General features: G+C 69.6%; 14 protein-coding genes. 13 read left to right on the forward strand and 1 reads right to left on the reverse strand.

Annotation, left to right across the window (positions count from 1 at the left end):
- Nucleotides 1-151: 151 nt before the first annotated feature.
- The 11 genes from ACZ8ZB_RS22065 (at nt 152) to ACZ8ZB_RS22115 (ending at nt 14241) form a co-directional block, all read left to right on the forward strand.
- Nucleotides 152-1804, forward strand: a complete 1653-nt coding sequence (locus ACZ8ZB_RS22065) for an IS1182 family transposase (protein ID WP_470739386.1) — start codon at nt 152-154, stop codon at nt 1802-1804.
- A 391-nt stretch (nt 1805-2195) separates the two neighbouring features.
- A complete protein-coding gene (locus tag ACZ8ZB_RS22070) occupies nt 2196-3236 on the forward strand; it encodes an ABC transporter permease (protein WP_470739387.1) in 1041 nt (346 codons plus the stop codon).
- A 115-nt stretch (nt 3237-3351) separates the two neighbouring features.
- On the forward strand, nt 3352-5151 hold the full coding sequence (locus tag ACZ8ZB_RS22075) for an ABC transporter substrate-binding protein (protein ID WP_470739388.1): 1800 nt from the start codon (nt 3352-3354) through the stop codon (nt 5149-5151).
- A 114-nt stretch (nt 5152-5265) separates the two neighbouring features.
- Entirely contained in the window at nt 5266-6243 is a 978-nt protein-coding gene (locus ACZ8ZB_RS22080) for an ABC transporter permease (RefSeq protein ID WP_470739389.1), read from the forward strand.
- 11 nt (nt 6244-6254) lie between these two features.
- A complete protein-coding gene (locus tag ACZ8ZB_RS22085) occupies nt 6255-7316 on the forward strand; it encodes an ABC transporter ATP-binding protein (protein WP_470739390.1) in 1062 nt (353 codons plus the stop codon).
- A gap of 27 nt (nt 7317-7343) precedes the next feature.
- On the forward strand, nt 7344-8474 hold the full coding sequence (locus tag ACZ8ZB_RS22090) for an ABC transporter ATP-binding protein (RefSeq protein ID WP_470739391.1): 1131 nt from the start codon (nt 7344-7346) through the stop codon (nt 8472-8474).
- Between the two features lie 215 nt (nt 8475-8689).
- Entirely contained in the window at nt 8690-10315 is a 1626-nt protein-coding gene (locus ACZ8ZB_RS22095; RefSeq protein WP_470739392.1) for a peptide ABC transporter substrate-binding protein, read from the forward strand.
- Nucleotides 10316-10321: 6 nt separating this feature from the next.
- Nucleotides 10322-11245 (forward strand): ABC transporter permease, encoded by a 924-nt coding sequence (locus ACZ8ZB_RS22100; protein ID WP_470739393.1) that lies wholly within the window; start codon nt 10322-10324, stop codon nt 11243-11245.
- A complete protein-coding gene (locus tag ACZ8ZB_RS22105; protein ID WP_470739394.1) occupies nt 11238-12218 on the forward strand; it encodes an ABC transporter permease in 981 nt (326 codons plus the stop codon). Before ACZ8ZB_RS22100 ends, ACZ8ZB_RS22105 begins: the two co-directional genes overlap by 8 nt.
- Before the next feature lie 6 nt (nt 12219-12224).
- Nucleotides 12225-13199, forward strand: a complete 975-nt coding sequence (locus ACZ8ZB_RS22110; protein ID WP_470739395.1) for an ABC transporter ATP-binding protein — start codon at nt 12225-12227, stop codon at nt 13197-13199.
- Nucleotides 13192-14241, forward strand: a complete 1050-nt coding sequence (locus ACZ8ZB_RS22115; protein WP_470739396.1) for an ABC transporter ATP-binding protein — start codon at nt 13192-13194, stop codon at nt 14239-14241. The genes ACZ8ZB_RS22110 and ACZ8ZB_RS22115 overlap by 8 nt, the downstream gene beginning before the upstream one ends.
- A gap of 100 nt (nt 14242-14341) precedes the next feature.
- On the opposite strand, the gene ACZ8ZB_RS22120 is transcribed toward ACZ8ZB_RS22115, so the two are convergent.
- Nucleotides 14342-16480 (reverse strand): S9 family peptidase, encoded by a 2139-nt coding sequence (locus ACZ8ZB_RS22120; protein WP_470739397.1) that lies wholly within the window; start codon nt 16478-16480, stop codon nt 14342-14344.
- Nucleotides 16481-16665: 185 nt separating this feature from the next.
- Between ACZ8ZB_RS22120 and ACZ8ZB_RS22125 the strand changes: the two genes are divergently transcribed.
- Nucleotides 16666-16860 carry a hypothetical protein gene (locus ACZ8ZB_RS22125; protein ID WP_030830707.1) on the forward strand — a complete coding sequence of 65 codons (195 nt, stop codon included), beginning with the start codon at nt 16666-16668 and terminating at the stop codon, nt 16858-16860.
- A 276-nt stretch (nt 16861-17136) separates the two neighbouring features.
- On the forward strand, nt 17137-18576 hold the full coding sequence (locus ACZ8ZB_RS22130) for an amidase (protein ID WP_470739398.1): 1440 nt from the start codon (nt 17137-17139) through the stop codon (nt 18574-18576).
- Nucleotides 18577-18781 lie beyond the last annotated feature (205 nt).

Raw genomic sequence — 18781 nt, forward strand, 5'->3', positions numbered from 1 at the left:
GCCGTCCCGTCGGGCCCCGGCCCGCCGGGACGGCGGTGAGGGCCGGACCCCGTCGGGACGCTGTTGGCTAATCCGGTTTCCGGCGTGACGTCGGCCTTCAAGACCCGGTTGTGGTCTTGAGGGCCGACGTTGGTGTTTGGGGAGGGTGTCGGTGTCGATGCAGCCGCAGGAGGCGTGGGAAGTTCCGCTGGAGACCGTGCGGGTGGCGCGCGCGGCCTTCCCCAGGGGGAGCCTGGCGATCCGGGTCCGTGATGAGCTGGGTGCGCTGTTCACGGACGAGCAGTTCGCGGGTCTGTTCGCGGTACGGGGGAAGCCTGCTTGGTCGCCGGGACGTCTGGCGATGGTGCTGGTGCTGCAGTTCGTCGAAGGGCTGACCGACCGGCAGGCCGCTGAGGCGGTGCGGGCCCGGATCGACTGGAAGTTCGCGCTGGGGCTGGAGCTGACCGATCCCGGGTTCGACTTCTCAGTGCTCTCGGAGTTCAGGGACCGTCTGGTCGGCGAGGATGCCGGACGGTGTGTCCTGGACGCGATCCTGGTCGCGGCCAAGAAACGGGGGCTGGTCACAGCCGGCGGAAAGGCGCGGACGGACTCCACACATGTGCTCTCCTCAGCGCGTGAACTGAACTGGCTGGAGATGGTCGGCGAGACCTTGCGGACGGCACTGAACGCGGTGGCCCAAGCGGAGCCGGACTGGCTCAGCGCCCGTGCCCTACCGGAATGGTTCACGCACTACGCGACCCGGATCGAGGACTCCCGCTTCCCCAGAGCCCGCACCAAGCGGGTCGAGGTCGGGCGCCGGATCGGAGCGGACGGGATGCGCCTGCTGCGCATGATCTGGACGGACGACGCGCCTGCCGCACTGCGGGTGCTGCCGCAGGTGGAGGTCTTGCGGCAGATGTGGGTCCAGCAGTTCCATCTGGTGGGAAGCGAGGTGGAACGGCGGGACCCAAAAGACCGCCCGCCGGGGGCGAAACGCCTGGTCACCCCGTATGACGTCCAGGCACGCGGCAGCGTCAAACGCGACACGATGTGGGACGGCTACAAGGTCCACCTCACCGAGACGTGCGAAGCCGACACGGTGCACCTGGTGACGAACGTGACCACCACTGTCGCCACCGTCCCCGACGACCGGATGGCCTCCGTCGTCCACATCGGCCTCGCTGCACGGGGCCTGCTCCCGGGCGAACACTGGGTCGACGCCGGGTATGCCAACTCCAGCGCCCTGGCCGCCGCCCGCATCGACCACGGTGTCGCCCTGCATGGGCCGCTGCGGCCGGTGACCGTCGCCCAAGCCCGTGGTGAGAGCACCTACGGACAGGACGCCTTCACCATCGACTGGGACAACCAGCACGTGACCTGCCCGAACGGGATCACCAGCACCCAGTGGCACCACCGCCGCTCGGAAGAACAGCTGCCCGTGATCCGGGTCCGCTTCTCACCGGCCGACTGCCGCACCTGCCCCAGGCTCCGGGACTGTGTCAGCTCGCCGAAAGCCCAGCGCCGGGAGATCACCCTGCGGCCCCGCCACGAATACGAAGCCCTCCACCAGGCACGGCAGCTCCAGACGACCGACGAGTGGAAGGACCGCTACAAGGTCCGTGCCGGGGTCGAAGGGACCATCTCCCAGGGAGTGCAAGCCTGCGGCCTGCGCAGATCCCGCTACCGCGGGCTCGCCAAGACCAGCCTCCAGCATCAACTCACCGGCGCCGCGATCAACCTCATCCGCATCAACGCCTGGCTCGGCGACAAGCCCCGCGCCCGCACCCGGACCAGCCCCCTGACAGCACTTCGCCCCGCCGCATAACGACGGGGCGAAGCATCAGAGCCGGGGATTAAGCCAACAGCGTCCCGTCGGGGTCCGGCCCTTCCGTGTCGGGCGCTCCCCGGTTTTACGGGTGGGACTGCCGGGAACCAGGAGGGCCCGTTCGGATATCGGTGTGCGCGCGAACGCGTTTCGGACATGTAAACGAAAAACTGTACCTAATTGTCCGGATTGCCGGTTTATCCCGTGAGGTGTCAAGCGCGCGTAGGTGTCAATCTTTGCAATTTTCGCTCAAAATATGAACGGTAGGGAGATCCCTATGCCTTCCGCCCTTGACGCGCGTTGACTGTCTTGGCGAAAGTTCCCCCAAACCACAGAACCTGCCGGTATCTGTGCTGCGCTCAACTCTCCAACCCCCCGGGGGACGAACACGATGACCAGTCCAATCAAGGCCGAGGACTCCGGGTCCGCGGCTGTCTTGGACCCTGAGCTCGCAGCGACCACCGAAAAAGCGGTCGCCGAGGGCGTCAAGCAGCCCGAGGGTCGTTCCCCCGGCCAGTTGATGTGGCAGCGCTTCAAGCGCGACCGTACCGGAGTCGTCTCCGCCTGTGTGGTGCTTTTTTTCTTCGTGGTCGCCGCGTGCGCCCCGCTGATCTCGAAGGTGTACGGCAAGGACCCGTACACCCTCTACGGGCAGGAGAACCCGGAGCTCCTCGACCTCTTCACCATGCCGGCGAAGCCCTTCGGCGGCATCGACGGGGAGTTCTGGTTCGGCATCGAGCCCGGTCTGGGGCGTGACGTGTTCACGCAGCTGCTGTACGGCATCCGGACCTCGCTGGCCACGGCGCTGGTCGCGACGCTCCTGATGACGGTGCTGGGCGTGCTGATCGGCCTCGCCGGCGGCTACTTCGGCGGGAAGATCGACTACTGGCTCGGCCGGATGACCGACTTCTTCATGGCCCTGCCCAGCCAGTTGTTCTTCGTCGCCGCGATGCCCGTCATCACCACGGTGTTCGTCGCCCCGGACAAGGAGACGCCCACCTACGTGCGCACCTGCGCGATCATCATCGTGCTGTCCTTCCTGGGCTGGATGAGCATGGCGCGGATCGTCCGTGGCGCCACGCTCTCCCTGCGCGACCGGGAGTTCATCGAGGCGGCACGGATCTCCGGGGCCTCGCCCTGGCGCATCATCCGCAAGGAACTGCTGCCCAACATCGTCACGCCGACGCTGGTGCAGGCGACGCTGATGCTGCCTTCCACCATCCTCAGTATCGCGTTCCTCTCCTTCGTGGGCGTCGGGTACGTCGAGCCCACGCCGGACTGGGGGCGGATGTTCTCCATCGGCGCCCGCATCGTGGAGCAGGACCCGTACTACATGCTCTTCCCCGGAGTGGCCATGGTGATCTTCGTCGTGGCCTTCAACCTCCTCGGCGACTCGGTGCGGGACGCCTTCGATCCCAAGACGGGGCGCTGAGCCCACCAGGGAAGTCCCCCCACACTCCCGCTCGGCCGGTCGCCGGCGCCGCATGGCCCGGCTCCGACCACGTACCAGCAGTGCTCACTACTCACAGGCAGGTGGATCCGTCCTCATGAGCATCTTCCGTAACCGTGCCGCCACGGCCGCGATCGTCGCGGTCGCCGCCGGCGCCCTGACCCTCACCGCCTGCGGTGGCGGCGGCAGCGACAGCCCGGCCAAGGACAACAGCAAGAAAAAAGAGGACGCCAAGTCGCAGTCGAAGCCGGTGCAGATCGGTGACGTGAAGGCGTCGACCGGTCCGGCCGCCGAGATCCCGGGCGCCAAGCCCGGCGGCACCATGGCCGTCTACCAGGAGGACGACTTCTCCCACCTGGACCCGGGTCAGATCTACGTCTCGGACGGCAAGCTGCTCAGCCGCCTCATCTACCGCGGCCTGACCCAGTACTCCGAGGACGACCAGGGCAACCTGACCGTCGTGGGCGACCTCGCCACCGACGCGGGCAAGGTCTCGAACGGCGGCAAGACCTGGACCTACACCCTGAAGGACGACCTGAAGGACGAGAACGGCAACCCGATCAACTCGGCGGACATCCGCCACACGATCGAGCGCCTGTACGCCTCGTTCATCACCGACGGTCCGACCTACCTGCAGCAGTGGCTGTCCGGCGCCGGCACCACCTACCGCAAGGCGTACGAGGGTCCGTTCAAGGGCAAGCACCTGCCGGACGACGTCCTGGAGACGCCGGACGACAAGACGGTCGTCTTCCACTTCAAGAACGCCCAGCCCGACCTCCCGCAGATGCTGACCATGCCCGGTTACAGCGTCGTCCCGGAGGAGACGGACACCAAGGAGAAGTACGACACCGACCCGGTCGCCACGGGTCCGTACAAGATCGCCGACTTCAAGCCCGGCAAGTCCATGAAGCTGGTCAAGAACCCCGAGTGGGACGCGAAGTCCGACTCCGTGCGCCACCAGTACGTCGACGGTTTCGACATCTCGATGAACCACGACGACGAGGACCAGACCAAGACCCTCCTGGCCGACCAGGGCGAGGCCAAGAACGCGATGATGTTCACGGGTCAGGTCGCCACCACCCAGCTCCAGAAGGTGGTGAGCGACAAGGAGGCCATGAAGCGCACGATCCAGGGCTACGCGCCCTACGTGTGGCAGCTGAACTTCAACATGGACCGCGTCAAGGACAAGAAGCTCCGTGACGCCATCACCCTCGCGCTGCCCTCCACCGCGGTCTTCAAGGCCGACGGCGGCGCCTACGGCGGTGAGGTCGCCAACTCCCTGACCTCGCCCACCACCCCGGGTTACGACGAGTCCTTCGACCCGTTCAACCGCAAGGCGAAGCCCAACGGCGACATCGAGGCCGCCAAGAAGCTGATCAAGGAAGGCGGCTTCGAGGGCAAGAGCCTCGTCTACGCCTACGCCAACACGCCGGTCCGTCAGCAGCAGGCCGTGCTGATCACCGACGCCCTGGAGAAGATCGGTCTCGACATCCAGAAGAAGGAGATCGACAGCGCCACCTGGTACGAGCAGGTCGGCAAGGTCAAGAACGGCTACGACCTGTACATGACCGGCTGGGGCCAGGACTGGCCGTCCGCCTCCACGGTCGTCCCGCCGCTCTACGACGGCACGCAGATCCAGGACGGTGCGTCGAACTACTCGCACATCAACGACGACCACGTCAACTCGGAGATCCAGCGCATCCTGAAGATCACCGACACCGCCGAGGCCACCAAGGCGTGGAGTGAGCTGAGCGAGTACATCGCCAAGGAGGTCAACCCGGCCGCCCCGATCTACTACACCAAGGTCTTCCAGATCTTCGGTTCGAACGTCGGCGGCATCCGCTACAGCTCGGACTCGAGCTACGTGGACGTCACCCGGGTCTTCCTCAAGAAGTAACCGCCCATCCGGGATCCCGGTGGGGGGGCGCGCGGCGGAGCGCCCCCCACCGGGCCCCGGACGTCTCCAGACTCCCCCTCCGAATTGCCGCCGTCCTGAGAGCAGCTTCCAGCCATGCTTCCATTCCTCATTCGCCGGACGTTCGGCGCGGCGCTGATCCTGGTGTTGATCAGTGCGTTCACCTTCTTCATGTTCTTCGCGATCCCGCAGGACCCGGCGCTGCTGGCCTGTGGCAAGAACTGCACTCCGGACGCGCTGGAGATCATCCACAAGAACCTCGGTCTCGACCAGCCGGTCACCGTCCAGTACTGGAACTTCCTGATCGGCATCTTCGCCGGCCGTGACTTCGCCGTCGGTCACTGCGACGCCCCCTGCTTCGGCGTCTCCTTCGCCAACAACCAGAACGTCTGGGACACCATCCTCGACCGCTTCCCGCTGACGCTCTCGCTGACCGTCGGCAGCCTGCTGGTCTTCCTGATCGTCGGTCTCGGCGCCGGCATGCTGGCCGCCAAGTACCGCGGCACCTGGGTGGACAAGACCTTCAGCTCCGGCTCGCTGGTCATCAGCTCCATGCAGATCTACTTCCTCGGCCCGCTGGTGCTGCTCGCCCTGGTCTACAGCACGGGCTGGCTCGACAAGCCGAAGTACGTGCCCTTCTCCGAGGACCTCGGCGGCTGGTTCATGGGTCTGCTGATCCCCTGGGTCGTCATGGCGACCATCTTCACCGCCAACTACACTCGTATGAGCCGGTCCTCGATGATCGAGCAGCTTCAGGAGGAGCACGTCAAGGCGGCCCGCGCCAAGGGCATGTCGGGCAACTTCGTCTTCTTCCGCTACGCCTGGCGCGGCTCCCTCATCCCCATCATCACCATCCTCGGCATCGACCTGTCCTCGCTGCTGTCGGGCGGCATGGTGACGGAGCTGACGTTCGGTCTGGCCGGGCTCGGCCGGCTCGCGCTGGACTCCGTCATCGACAAGGACCTGCCGATGCTGATGGGCGTCATGCTGGTCAGTGCCGCGCTCATCATCTTCTTCAACCTGATCGTGGACGCTCTGTACGCCGTCATCGACCCGCGCGTGCGTCTGTCCTAGGAGAACCCACCGTGACCACTCAGACCAAGCCCGAAGAGGCTCCGGCCGCCGCCGCGGGGGAAGCCTTCCTCTCGGTGCGCGACCTCAAGGTCCACTTCTCCACCGACGACGGCATCGTCAAGGCGGTGGACGGGCTCTCCTTCGACCTGGAGCGCGGCAAGACCCTCGGCATCGTGGGCGAGTCCGGCTCCGGCAAGTCGGTGACCAACCTGGCCGTGCTCGGCCTGCACAACCGCAAGAAGACCGCCATCGACGGGTCGATCACGCTGGACGGCCAGGAGCTGACCACGGCCGGCGAGAAGCAGCTGGAGACGCTGCGCGGCAAGAAGATGGCGATGATCTTCCAGGACGCGCTGACCGCGCTGTCGCCGTACTACACGGTCGGCCGGCAGATCGGCGAGCCGTTCATGAAGCACACCGGCGCCTCCAAGAAGGACGCCCGGGTGCGCGCCATCGACCTGCTCCAGAAGGTCGGCATCCCGCACCCGCAGAAGCGGGTCGACGACTACCCGCACCAGTTCTCCGGCGGTATGCGGCAGCGGGCCATGATCGCCATGGCGCTCTCCTGCGACCCGGACCTGCTCATCGCCGACGAGCCGACCACGGCGCTCGACGTGACGGTGCAGGCGCAGATCCTCGACCTGCTCAAGGACCTGCAGCAGGAGTTCGGCTCCGCGATCATCATGATCACCCACGACCTCGGCGTGGTCGCCAACATGGCCGACGACATCCTGGTGATGTACGCCGGCCGCGCCGTGGAGCGCGGTTCGGTGCGCGAGGTGCTCAAGTCGCCCCAGCACCCGTACACCTGGGGTCTGCTGGGGTCGATGCCGAGGCTCTCCGCCTCCGTCGACGAGCCGCTGATGCCGATCCCCGGATCGCCGCCCTCCCTGCTCAACCCGCCCTCGGGCTGCCCCTTCCACCCGAGGTGCGGCTTCACCGACAAGGTCTCGGGGGAGCGTTGTTCGGGCGAGCGCCCGCTGCTCGGCCCAGGACGCGGAGCCGCCTGCCACCTGACGGTGGAGCAGCGGCAGCAGGTGTTCATCGAGACGATTCAGCCCCGGCTGGGCTGAGCGGAAACCGGCGACTGGGGCATCACCATGAGCGACAACAGCAAGACGACCACGGCGGTCGCCGACACCGTCCCGCAGCAGCGGGACGGTGACGGCGCACCGCTGCTGAAGGTCAGTGGTCTGACGAAGCACTTCCCGATCAAGGGCGGCTTCCCGATCCGGCGCACCGTCGGCGCGGTCAAGGCCGTCGACGGCGTCGACTTCGAGGTCTTCCCCGGGGAGAGCCTCGGCCTCGTCGGCGAGTCCGGCTGCGGCAAGTCGACGACCGGCCGGCTGCTGACCCGGCTGTACGAGCCGACCGCGGGCACCATCGAGTACAAGGGCAAGGACATCAGCCGGGCCGGCCGCAGGGAGCTGGCGCCGATCAGGTCCGAGATCCAGATGATCTTCCAGGACCCGTACACGGCGCTGAACCCGCGGCAGACCGTGGGCACGATCATCGCGGGCCCGATGGAGATCAACGGGATCAACCCGCCCGGCGGCCGCGAGAAGCGCGTCCGGGAGCTCCTGGAGATCGTCGGTCTCAACCCGGAGCACTACAACCGCTTCCCGCACGAGTTCTCCGGCGGCCAGCGCCAGCGCATCGGCGTCGCGCGGGCCATCGCGCTGGAGCCGAAGCTGATCGTCGCCGACGAGCCGGTCTCGGCCCTCGACGTGTCGATCCAGGCCCAGGTGGTGAACCTGCTGCAGGAGGTGCAGCGGGAGATGGGGATCGCCTTCGTCTTCATCGCCCACGACCTGGCGATCGTGCGGCACTTCTCGCAGCGCGTCGCGGTGATGTACCTCGGCAAGATCGTGGAGATCGCGGACCGCGACTCGATCTACAACCGGCCCCGCCACCCGTACACGCACGCGCTGCTGTCGGCGGTTCCGGACGCCGACATCGACGCGGAGAAGCGGGAGCGCATCCGTCTCGAGGGCGACGTGCCCTCGCCGATCGCCCCGCCGTCCGGCTGCCGGTTCCGCACCCGCTGCTGGAAGGCGCAGGACAAGTGCGCGACCGAGGAGCCGCCGCTGGTCCGGATCGACGGCAGCAAGCCGGGCCACCTGACGGCCTGCCACTTCCCGGAGGAGCCCACGACCGAGGCCCGCGCCGAGGACGTGGTGATGGACCCGGGGCTGAAGGCCCTGGAGCAGGACGGCGTGGCCAAGGCCTGACCGCCGGCCCCCTGAAGGGACCCGGGGCACGGGTGCGGGAGCACAGGACTCCCGCACCCGTGCCCTTGTGACTTCCCCTTCCGGGCGTCCCATACGTACATACGGCTGGAGTCCCCCTCGTACAGGTGCCGTACGTGTGCGCGTCGCACCCTTTGCCTCGATATTGGCGTGAAGGACCGGCGTACGCGCCCAGCCCACGTACGAGGAGGCACCCGATGCGCGGAGCCACGCACGCCCGATGGGCCGTCTGCGCGGTGGCGGCCGCCCTCGCCGCGACCGCCTGCGGGGGCGGGAACGGCAGCGGCGGCGACACCGGCGCCGTGCTGAGCGCCTCCTGGGGCGACCCGCAGAACCCGCTGGAGCCGGCCAACACCAACGAGGTCCAGGGCGGCAAGGTCCTCGACATGGTCTTCCGCGGGCTGAAGCGGTACGACCCGGTCACCGGCGAGGCCGAGGACATGCTCGCCGAGAGGATCGAGACCTCCGACTCGCGGAACTTCACCGTCACCGTCAAGGACGGCTGGACCTTCAGCAACGGCGAGAAGGTCACCGCCCGGTCCTTCGTCGACGCCTGGAACTACGGCGCGAGCCTGAGGAACAACCAGCGCAACGCGTACTTCTTCGGTTACATCAAGGGCTACGACCAGGTCCACCCCGAGGAGGGCGAGCAGACCGCCGACACCCTGTCCGGCCTGAAGGTCACCGGCGAGCGCACCTTCACCGTCGAGCTCACCCAGACGTTCTCGAGCTTCCCCGACACCCTCGGCTACAACGCCTTCGCCCCGCTGCCCCGCGCCTTCTTCGACGACCACGACGCCTGGGTGAGGAAGCCGGTCGGCAACGGCCCGTACCTGGTCGACTCGTACACCCGCGGCTCGCAGATGTCCCTGCGCGCCCGGGACGACTACCCCGGCCCCGACAAGGCGCAAAACGGCGGCGTCGACCTCAAGGTCTACACCGACAACAACACCGCCTACACCGACCTGATGGCCGGCAACCTCGACCTCGTCGACGACATCCCCGCCGCCCAGCTGAAGAACGTCGGGAACGACCTCGGCGACCGCTACCTCAACACCCCCGCCGGCATCATCCAGACCCTCGCCTTCCCCCACTACGACGACGACTGGAACAAGCCCGGCTCGGAGAAGGTCCGCACGGGCCTGTCCATGGCGATCGACCGCGAGCAGATCACCGACACGATCTTCCAGCGGACCCGCACCCCCGCCACCGACTGGACCTCACCCGTCCTCGGCGAGGACGGCGGCTTCCGGGCCGGCCTGTGCGGGGACGCGTGCGCGTACAAGCCCGACGAGGCCAAGAGGCTCATCCAGGAGGGCGGCGGGCTGCCCGGCGGCAAGGTGACGATCACCTTCAACGCGGACACCGGCTCCCACCGCGAGTGGGTCAACGCCGTCTGCAACTCCATCAACAACGCGCTGGACGACGAACGCGCCTGCACCGCCGACCCGGTCGGCACCTTCGCCGACTTCCGCAACCGGATCACCGACCGCGAGATGACGGGCCCGTTCCGCGCCGGCTGGCAGATGGACTACCCGCTCATCCAGAACTTCCTCCAGCCGCTCTACTACACCGACGCCTCCTCCAACGACGGCAAGTGGTCGAACGAGCGGTTCGACGACCTCGTCGACCGCGCCAACCAGGAGACCGACGACGCCAAGGCCGTCGGCCTGTTCCAGCAGGCCGAGGAGGTCGTCCGCGACGACATGGCCGCCATCCCGCTCTGGTACCAGAACGGCAGCGCCGGCTGGTCCGAACGGCTCTCCGACGTCAGGCTCAACCCCTTCAGCGTCCCCGTGTACGACCAGATCAAGGTGGGCTGAGCCGTCATGGGACGCTACGTCGTCCGGCGGCTGCTCCAGATGATCCCGGTGTTCGTCGGGGCCACGCTGCTGATCTTCCTCATGGTCAACGTGATGGGCGACCCCATCGCGGGCCTGTGCGGCGAGCGGCAGTGCGACCCGGCGACCGCCGCCCGGCTGGAGAAGGAGTTCGGCCTCGACGAGCCGGTCTGGCAGCAGTACCTGACCTACATGGGCAACGTCTTCACCGGCGACTTCGGCACGGCCTTCAACGGCCAGGAGGTCACCGAGCTGATGGCGACGGCGTTCCCCGTCACCGTCCGCCTCACCCTGATCGCGATCCTCTTCGAGGTCGTCGTCGGCATCACCCTCGGCGTGGTCACCGGACTGCGCCGGGGCCGCCCCGTCGACACCGGCGTCCTGCTGCTCACCCTGGTCGTCGTCTCCGTGCCCACGTTCGTCACCGGCCTGCTGCTCCAGCTGCTGCTCGGCGTGGAGTGGGGGTGGATCCGGCCCTCGGTCTCCTCCGGGGCGCCCTTCGGCGAACTGATCCTGCCCGGCCTGGTCCTGGCCTCCGTCTCACTGGCGTACGTCACCCGGCTGACCCGCACCTCCATCGCCGAGAACCGGCGCTCCGACTACGTCCGCACCGCCATCGCCAAGGGCCTGCCCCACCGCCGGGTGGTCGTGAGACACCTGCTGCGCAACTCGCTCATCCCCGTGGTCACCTTCATCGGCGCCGACATCGGCTTCTTCATGGGCGGCGCGATCGTCACCGAGCGGATCTTCAACATCCACGGCGTCGGCTACCAGCTCTACCAGGGCATCCTGCGGCAGAACACCCAGACCGTCGTCGGCTTCGTCACCGTGCTGGTGCTGGTCTTCCTGGTCGCCAACCTCGTCGTCGACCTCCTCTACGCCGTGCTCGACCCGAGGATCCGCTATGCCTGACGGACGCCACGAACCCGGGCAGGCCATCGCCGGGACCGGAATGGGCGGCGCGATGGACCTGGGCGTCGAGGAGGCCGAGACCCTGGAGAGGCGCCCGGAGGGCCCGGACGGCTCCGGACCGCAGGGCAGGCCGCGCTCCCTGTGGTCCGACGCCTGGCGCGACCTGCGCCGCAACCCCGTCTTCATCGTCTCCGCCCTGGTCATCCTCTTCCTGGTCCTCATCTCCCTGTGGCCCTCGGCGATCACCTCCGGCAGCCCCCTCGCGTGCGACCTCTCCAAGGCCCAGGAGGGCTCCCGGGCCGGCCACCCCTTCGGCTTCGACGGCCAGGGCTGCGACGTCTACACCCGCACCGTCTACGGCGCCCGCACGTCCGTCGCCGTCGGCGTCCTCGCCACCCTGGGCGTCGCGGTCCTCGGCAGCGTCCTGGGCGCCCTGGCGGGCTTCTTCGGGGGCGTCTGGGACTCCGTCCTCTCCCGCGTCACCGACGTCTTCTTCGCCATCCCGGTCGTCCTCGGCGGACTGGTGCTGCTCTCCGTCATCACCAGCGACACCGTCTGGCCCGTCATCGGCTTCATCGTGCTGCTCGGCTGGCCGCAGATCTCCCGCATCGCCCGCAGCGCCGTCATCACCGCCAAGCAGAACGACTACGTCCAGGCCGCGCGGGCGCTCGGCGCCTCCCCCTCCCGGCTGGTGCTGCGGCACATCGCGCCCAACGCCGTCGCGCCCGTCATCGTCGTCGCGACCATCGCGCTCGGCACCTACATCGCGCTGGAGGCCACCCTGTCCTACCTCGGCGTCGGCCTGAAGCCGCCCAGCGTCTCCTGGGGCATCGACATCTCCGCCGCCTCCCCGTACATCCGCAACGCCCCGCACGCGCTGCTGTGGCCCTCCGGGGCCCTCGCGATCACCGTCCTGGCGTTCATCATGCTCGGCGACGCGGTGCGCGACGCCCTCGACCCGAAGCTGAGGTGAGCCGCCGTGCTGCTCGAAGTGCGTGACCTGCGCGTGGAGTTCCACACCCGGGACGGGATCGCGAAGGCCGTCAACGGCGTCGGCTACGGCGTGGAGGCGGGCGAGACCCTGGCCGTGCTCGGCGAGTCCGGCTCCGGCAAGTCCGTGACCGCCCAGGCGGTCATGGGCATCCTCGACGCCCCGCCCGGCCGGATCACCGGCGGCGAGGTCGTCTTCCGGGGCCGGGACCTGCTGAGGCTGAAGGAGGACGAGCGACGCAGGGTGCGGGGCGCCGAGATGGCGATGATCTTCCAGGACGCGCTGTCGTCCCTGAACCCCGTGCTCAGCGTCGGCGACCAGCTCGCCGAGATGTTCACCGTGCACCGGGGCGCCTCCCGCAAGGACGCGCGGGCCAGGGCGGTCGAGCTGATGGACCGGGTGCGCATCCCCGCCGCCCGGGAGCGGGTCGGGCAGTACCCGCACCAGTTCTCCGGCGGCATGCGCCAGCGCATCATGATCGCGATGGCGCTGGCCCTGGAACCCGCCCTGATCATCGCCGACGAACCGACCACCGCCCTCGACGTCACCGTCCAGGCCCAGGTCATGGAGCTGCTCGCGGAACTCCGGCGCGAACTGGGCACGGCCCTGATCCTCATCACCCACGACCTGGGCGTGGTCGCCGACGTCGCCGACCGCATCGCCGTGATGTACGCGGGCCGGATCGTCGAGTCGGCGCCGGTGCACGACGTCTACAAGGCCCCGGCGCACCCGTACACCCGCGGCCTGCTGGACTCCATCCCGCGCCTGGACCTCAAGGGCCGGGAGCTCTACGCCATCAAGGGCCTGCCGCCCAGCCTCACGCACATCCCGCCGGGCTGCGCCTTCCACCCCCGCTGCCCGCTGGCCCGCGACGTCTGCCGCACCGACGAGCCGCCGCTGTACGAGGTCTCGGCGACGCGGGGGAGCGCCTGCCACTTCTGGAGGGAGTGCCTGGATGGCTGAGCCGGTCCTGGAGGTCAGCGGCCTGGTCAAGCACTACCCGCTGACCCGGGGCGTCGTCTTCCGCAAGCAGGTCGGCGCCGTGCGCGCGGTCGACGGCGTGGACTTCACGCTCGGCCGGGGCGAGACGCTGGGCATCGTCGGCGAGTCCGGCTGCGGCAAGTCGACGGTCGCGAAGATGCTGGTCAACCTGGAACGCCCGACGGCCGGTTCGATCCGCTACAAGGGCGAGGACATCACCCGGCTGTCCGGACGCGCGCTGAAGGCGGTGCGCCGCAACATCCAGATGGTGTTCCAGGACCCGTACACCTCCCTCAACCCCCGCATGACGGTGGGCGACATCATCGGGGAGCCGTACGAGATCCACCCCGAGGCGGCCCCCAAGGGCGACCGGCGCCGGAGGGTGCGGGAGCTGCTGGACGTCGTCGGCCTCGACCCGGAGTACGTCAACCGCTACCCGCACCAGTTCTCCGGCGGCCAGCGCCAGCGCATCGGCATCGCACGGGGCCTGGCGCTGCGCCCCGAGGTGATCGTCGCCGACGAACCGGTCTCCGCGCTGGACGTGTCGGTGCAGGCCCAGGTGATCAACCTGATGGACCGGCTGCAGTCCGAGTTCGGCCTGGCGTACGTGTTCATCGCGCACGACCTGTCGATCGTCCGGCACATCTCCGACCGGGTCGGGGTGATGTACCTGGGGCGGATCGTGGAGACCGGCACGGACACCGAGATCTACGAGCACCCGACCCACCCGTACACCCAGGCCCTGCTCTCCGCCGTGCCCGTGCCGGACCCGGAGGCCCGGGAGCACCGGGAGCGGATCATCCTCAGCGGCGACGTCCCGTCGCCGACGGACGTCCCCTCCGGCTGCCGCTTCCGCACCCGCTGCTGGAAGGCGCGGGAGCGCTGCGCGCTGGAGGTGCCGGCGCTCGCGGTGCCGGCCCGGTTCGGGGCGTCCGGCGGCCCGGCGGCGCACGACTCGGCCTGCCACTTCGCGGAGGAGAAGACCGTGGTGCCCGTGGCGGGGCACGGCGACGGGCCGGGGTGACATGGCGCACCCCGGCCCGCTTACGGCACCCGCACGGCCGTACGCTGATCAGCGTGCCGTGTCCGTATATCGGTACCGCTTCCGTGGGGTTGCCGGTGTGTTAACGCGGTTCGTCCCCGTTCGCGAGTCCCAGCGAGCGCTTGAGGAAGCCCAGTTGGAGGCGGAGCAGGTTCTCGGCGACCTCCTCCTGCGGGGTCATGTGGGTGACGCCGGACAGGGGCAGCACCTCGTGCGGGCGGCCGGCCGCCAGCAGCGCGGAGGAGAGCCGCAGCGAGTGGGCGACCACCACGTTGTCGTCCGCGAGGCCGTGGATGATCATCATCGGGCGGTGCGGCTCGGCGGCGCCGACCAGGCCCGCGTCGTCGATCACCGAGTTGCGGCGGTAGACCTCCGGCTGCTCGTCCGGGTGGCCGACGTAGCGTTCCTGGTAGTGGGTGTCGTAGAGGCGGAGGTCGGTGACCGGGGCGCCCACCACGGCCGCGTGGAAGACGTCGGGGCGGCGCAGGGCGGCGAGGGCCGCCAGGTAACCGCCGAAGGACCAGCCCCGGACGGCGACCCGGTCCAGGTCGAGCGGGAAGTCGGCGGCGAGCGCCTGGAGCGCGTCCACCTGGTCCTGCACGACGATGTCGGCGATGTCGTCCCGGACGGACTTCTCCCAGGCGGGCGAGCGGCCCGGCGTCCCGCGCCCGTCCGCGACGATCACCGCGAACCCCTGGTCGGCGAACCACTGCGAGGTCAGGTGCGGGTTGTGGGCGGCGAGCACCCGCTGCCCGTGCGGACCGCCGTAGGGGTCCATGAGCACCGGCAGCGGGGTGTCACCGGCGTAGTCCCGGGGCATAAGCACGGCGCACGGAATGCGGCGTGCGCCCCCCTGTGTCAGCGTCACGCGGGGGGACATACCGGGGTCTTCGGCGTACGAGGGGACAGTCGCCGTCGGTTTCCCGTCACGCAGGACCTGGACCCGCGAACCTGGCCGGTCCGGAACCGCGGAGACGAGTACGGTCACGCCCCCGGCGCGTACCGCCGAGTGCACACCGGGCTCCTGCGAGACGCGCTCCACGCCGAGTTCGTTCACCCGGTAGACGTGCACCTCGCCGATCTCCGGGTCGGCCGCCTCCTCGCCCGCCGACGCCGAGACCAGCACGTCGTCGGCGGAGACGTCCAGTACGGCGCGGATGTGCAACTGTCCTCCGGTGAGCGGTCGTTCACCGACGGCGAGTCGTCGCGCGCCCCCCTCGTCCGCGATCCGCACCAGCTGCCCGGAGGGGCTCCAGCAGGGCACACCGGGGAAAAGTTCCAGCCAATCTGGATCTTCGTCGGCGTGCACCATCCGGGTCGTACCGGAGTCCGGGTCGACGGCCAGGATCAGCGAGGCGCGCTGGTCGCGCGCCTGGACCAGCAGCAGCGGGGCACCCGCCGCTGACCAGTGCACATGCGCCAGGTACGGGTAGTGCGCACGGTCCCAGGAGACCTCGGTGCGCGTTCCGTCGAGGCCGATCACGAACAGCCGGACGTCCGCGTTCGGGGTGCCCGCCGCCGGGTACGCCACCCGCTGCGGCTCCCGCTCCGGGTGCGCCGGGTCGGCGATCCACCAGCGCCGTACCGGCGTGTCGTCCACGCGCGCCACCAGCAGCCGGTCCGACTCCGGGGCCCACCAGAAGCCCCGCGAGCGGCCCATCTCCTCGGCCGCGACGAACTCGGCCAGACCGTAGGTGACGCCCTCCGACTCCGGGGACGCGAGGGCGTGTCCGTCCGCGCCCTCGGCTCCCACGACGCGCAGCGCGCCCCGGGAGACGAAGGCGACGTACCGCCCGTCGGGCGACGGACGGGGGTCGATCACCGGGCCCGGTACGGGCAGTTCGCGTGCCGTCCCGGCCCGCAGTTCGGCGGTGAAAAGCCGCCCTGACAAGGCGAAAGACGCCAGCTCGACGGCTGCGTCGGTGGCGTAGCCGACGATGCCGGCGCCGCCTTCGCGGCTCCGTTCGCGCCGTGCCCGTTCCTCGGCGGAGAGGTTCTCCGAGGCCCCGCCCAGGAGGGCGCGCGGGTCGGCCGCCACGCGCTCCCCGCCCCCTTCCGTGTCGAGGACCCACAGTGAATTGGCCCGGTCCGTACCGGAACCGGAGCGCAGGAACACGACACGCGAGCCGTCGGGGGCCACGCTGAACGAACGCGGCGCGCCGAGCGTGAAGCGCAGGGTACGGGCGTGCCGTCGGGGGAAGGAGTCGGTCTCGGTCGTCATGCCATGACCATATTGGCCATGCGCCCCCTTGTGCGGCCGTGCGCCGACCGATGCGCACGTACGGATAGTTATGATCGTTAGCGCATAGTGGGTATGAACCTGCTGGCTGCTGTCTGGTCTTTGCCTGCCCCCATGTTCCTACGTCCCCCTACCCCGCGCCCTGGGACCTTTGGAGGTGAACCGCCGTGGCACTCTCGATTTCGGCGGTGGTGCTGCTGGCGATCATCGTCTTCCTGCTGATCAAGAAGTCGGGCCTGAAGGCAGGGCATGCCGTGGTGTGCATGCTGCTCGGCTTCTACCTCGCCTCGTCGACGATCGCCCCGACCATCAGCGAACTGACGACGAACCTCGCGGGGATGATCGGCAGCATCAACTTCTGAGCGCCGTCTTCCGGCCGGGGCCCGTGGCACGTCCCGGGACCCGGCCGGAGTCCACGTCCCGTCCGCCCTCCCCCGTCCCCGCGTCGGACCTCGTGAGCTCCGGACCGGCGACTCGGCCGGGGCCGTGCGGGTGGGGGCGGCCGACCGGGGGCCGGCCGCCGACGACGGCCGGAGCGGGTGATCCTCCCGACCCGCACCCGTCGGCCCCTCGCGTGTTACCCGCCGGTAGGCAATGATGGCGGGGCCATCATCCACGCGCGCAGGGCGGAGCCGACGGTGACGACTTCCCAGGAACAGGGCGAGGAACAGAACGAGGCGCAGGCGAGGGTGCACGTCTTCCGGGACGACGCCCTCGGCGACCACGACGCGGTCGGCCTCGCCGAGGCGATCCGCCGGGGCGAGGTCGGCGCCGCCGAGGCCGCCCGCGACGCGGCGGCCCGGGTCAGGGCCGTGGAGCCCCGGCTCCACGCGGTCCAGGTGCACCTCGACCTCCCGGCCCACGGCTCCGCGCCCGCCGGCGCCTTCGCCGGGGTGCCGACCTTCGTCAAGGACAACACCGACTACCAGGGCCTGCCCACCGGGCACGGCAGCGCCGCCTTCGTGCCCCGCGCCGCCCGGCGGCACGCCCCCTTCACCCGCCAGTTCCTCAGTACCGGTGTCACCGTCCTCGGCAAGACCCGACTGCCCGAGTTCGGGTTCAGCCCCACCACGGAGTTCGAAGGGGCCGAGCCCGTCCGCAACCCGTGGCACACGGACCACTCGGCGGGCGGTTCCTCGGGCGGCAGCGCGGCCCTGGTCGCCGCCGGCGCGGTGCCGATCGCGCACGCCAACGACGGCGGCGGCTCGATCCGCATTCCCGCCGCCGCTTGCGGACTCGTCGGTCTCAAGCCGACCCGCGGCCGGGTGGTGGCCAACGCGCAGGGCCGTCAACTGCCGATCGACCTCGTCACCGACGGCGTCGTGAGCCGCTCGGTGCGCGACAGCGCGGCGTTCCTGGCCGCCGCGGAGCAGCACTGGCGCAACCCCAAGCTGCCGCCCGTGGGCCTCGTCGAGGGCCCCTCGGACCGCCGCCTGCGCATCGGCCTCCTGGTGGACTCCCCGAACGGCGTCCGGGTCGACGCCGACACCCGGGCGGCCGTCACGGGGACGGCCGAGCGCCTGGAGCGGCTCGGCCACACCGTGGAACCGGTGGAACTCTCCGTCGACCCGCACTTCACCGACGACTTCCTCACGTACTGGGGCATGCTGTCGTTCCTGCTCGGCGTCACCGGCAGAACACTGGGCGCGGACTTCGACCGGAGCCGCATGGACGGCCTGAGCCGGGGCCTGCGCGAGATGTACGTGGGGAAGTGGAAGCGGACGCCGGGCGTCGTGCGCAGGCTGAAGCGCACGCGGGAGGCGTACGCGGCGGGCTTCCGGGGCCTCGACGTGATCCTCTCCCCGGTCCTGGCCCACACCACTCCGCCGATCGGCCACCTCAACCCGGCCGTCCCCTACGCCACCCTGATCGAACGCATCCTGGCCTACGTGGCGTTCACCCCGGTCAACAACGTCGTCGGCACCCCGTCGATCTCGGTCCCGGCCGCGAGCACGACGGCGGACGGACTGCCGATCGGGGTCATGGTCTCGGGCCGCCCCGGCGCGGAACGCACGCTGCTGGAGCTGGCGTTCGAACTGGAGGCGGACCAGCCGTTCCGGCGACTCCAGGATCTCTGAGGGGGTGTCGGGGAGGTGCCGGCGAAAACCGTGAGCACCTCGGCCCTCAGCGTCTTCGACCTGCTCGTCCGGGCGCCTGGGTGACAGTGCTCTGCCGACTGCTCACGTTTTCATCGGCGTGAGGCCTCCCCGGCCGCGTGTTGTCACGGCGAGGCGAGGCGGGGCGGGGAGTGTTCCGCGTCCCCGGCCCGGAACCGGATCACCA

The organism is Streptomyces sp. 12E (assembly GCF_055633275.1).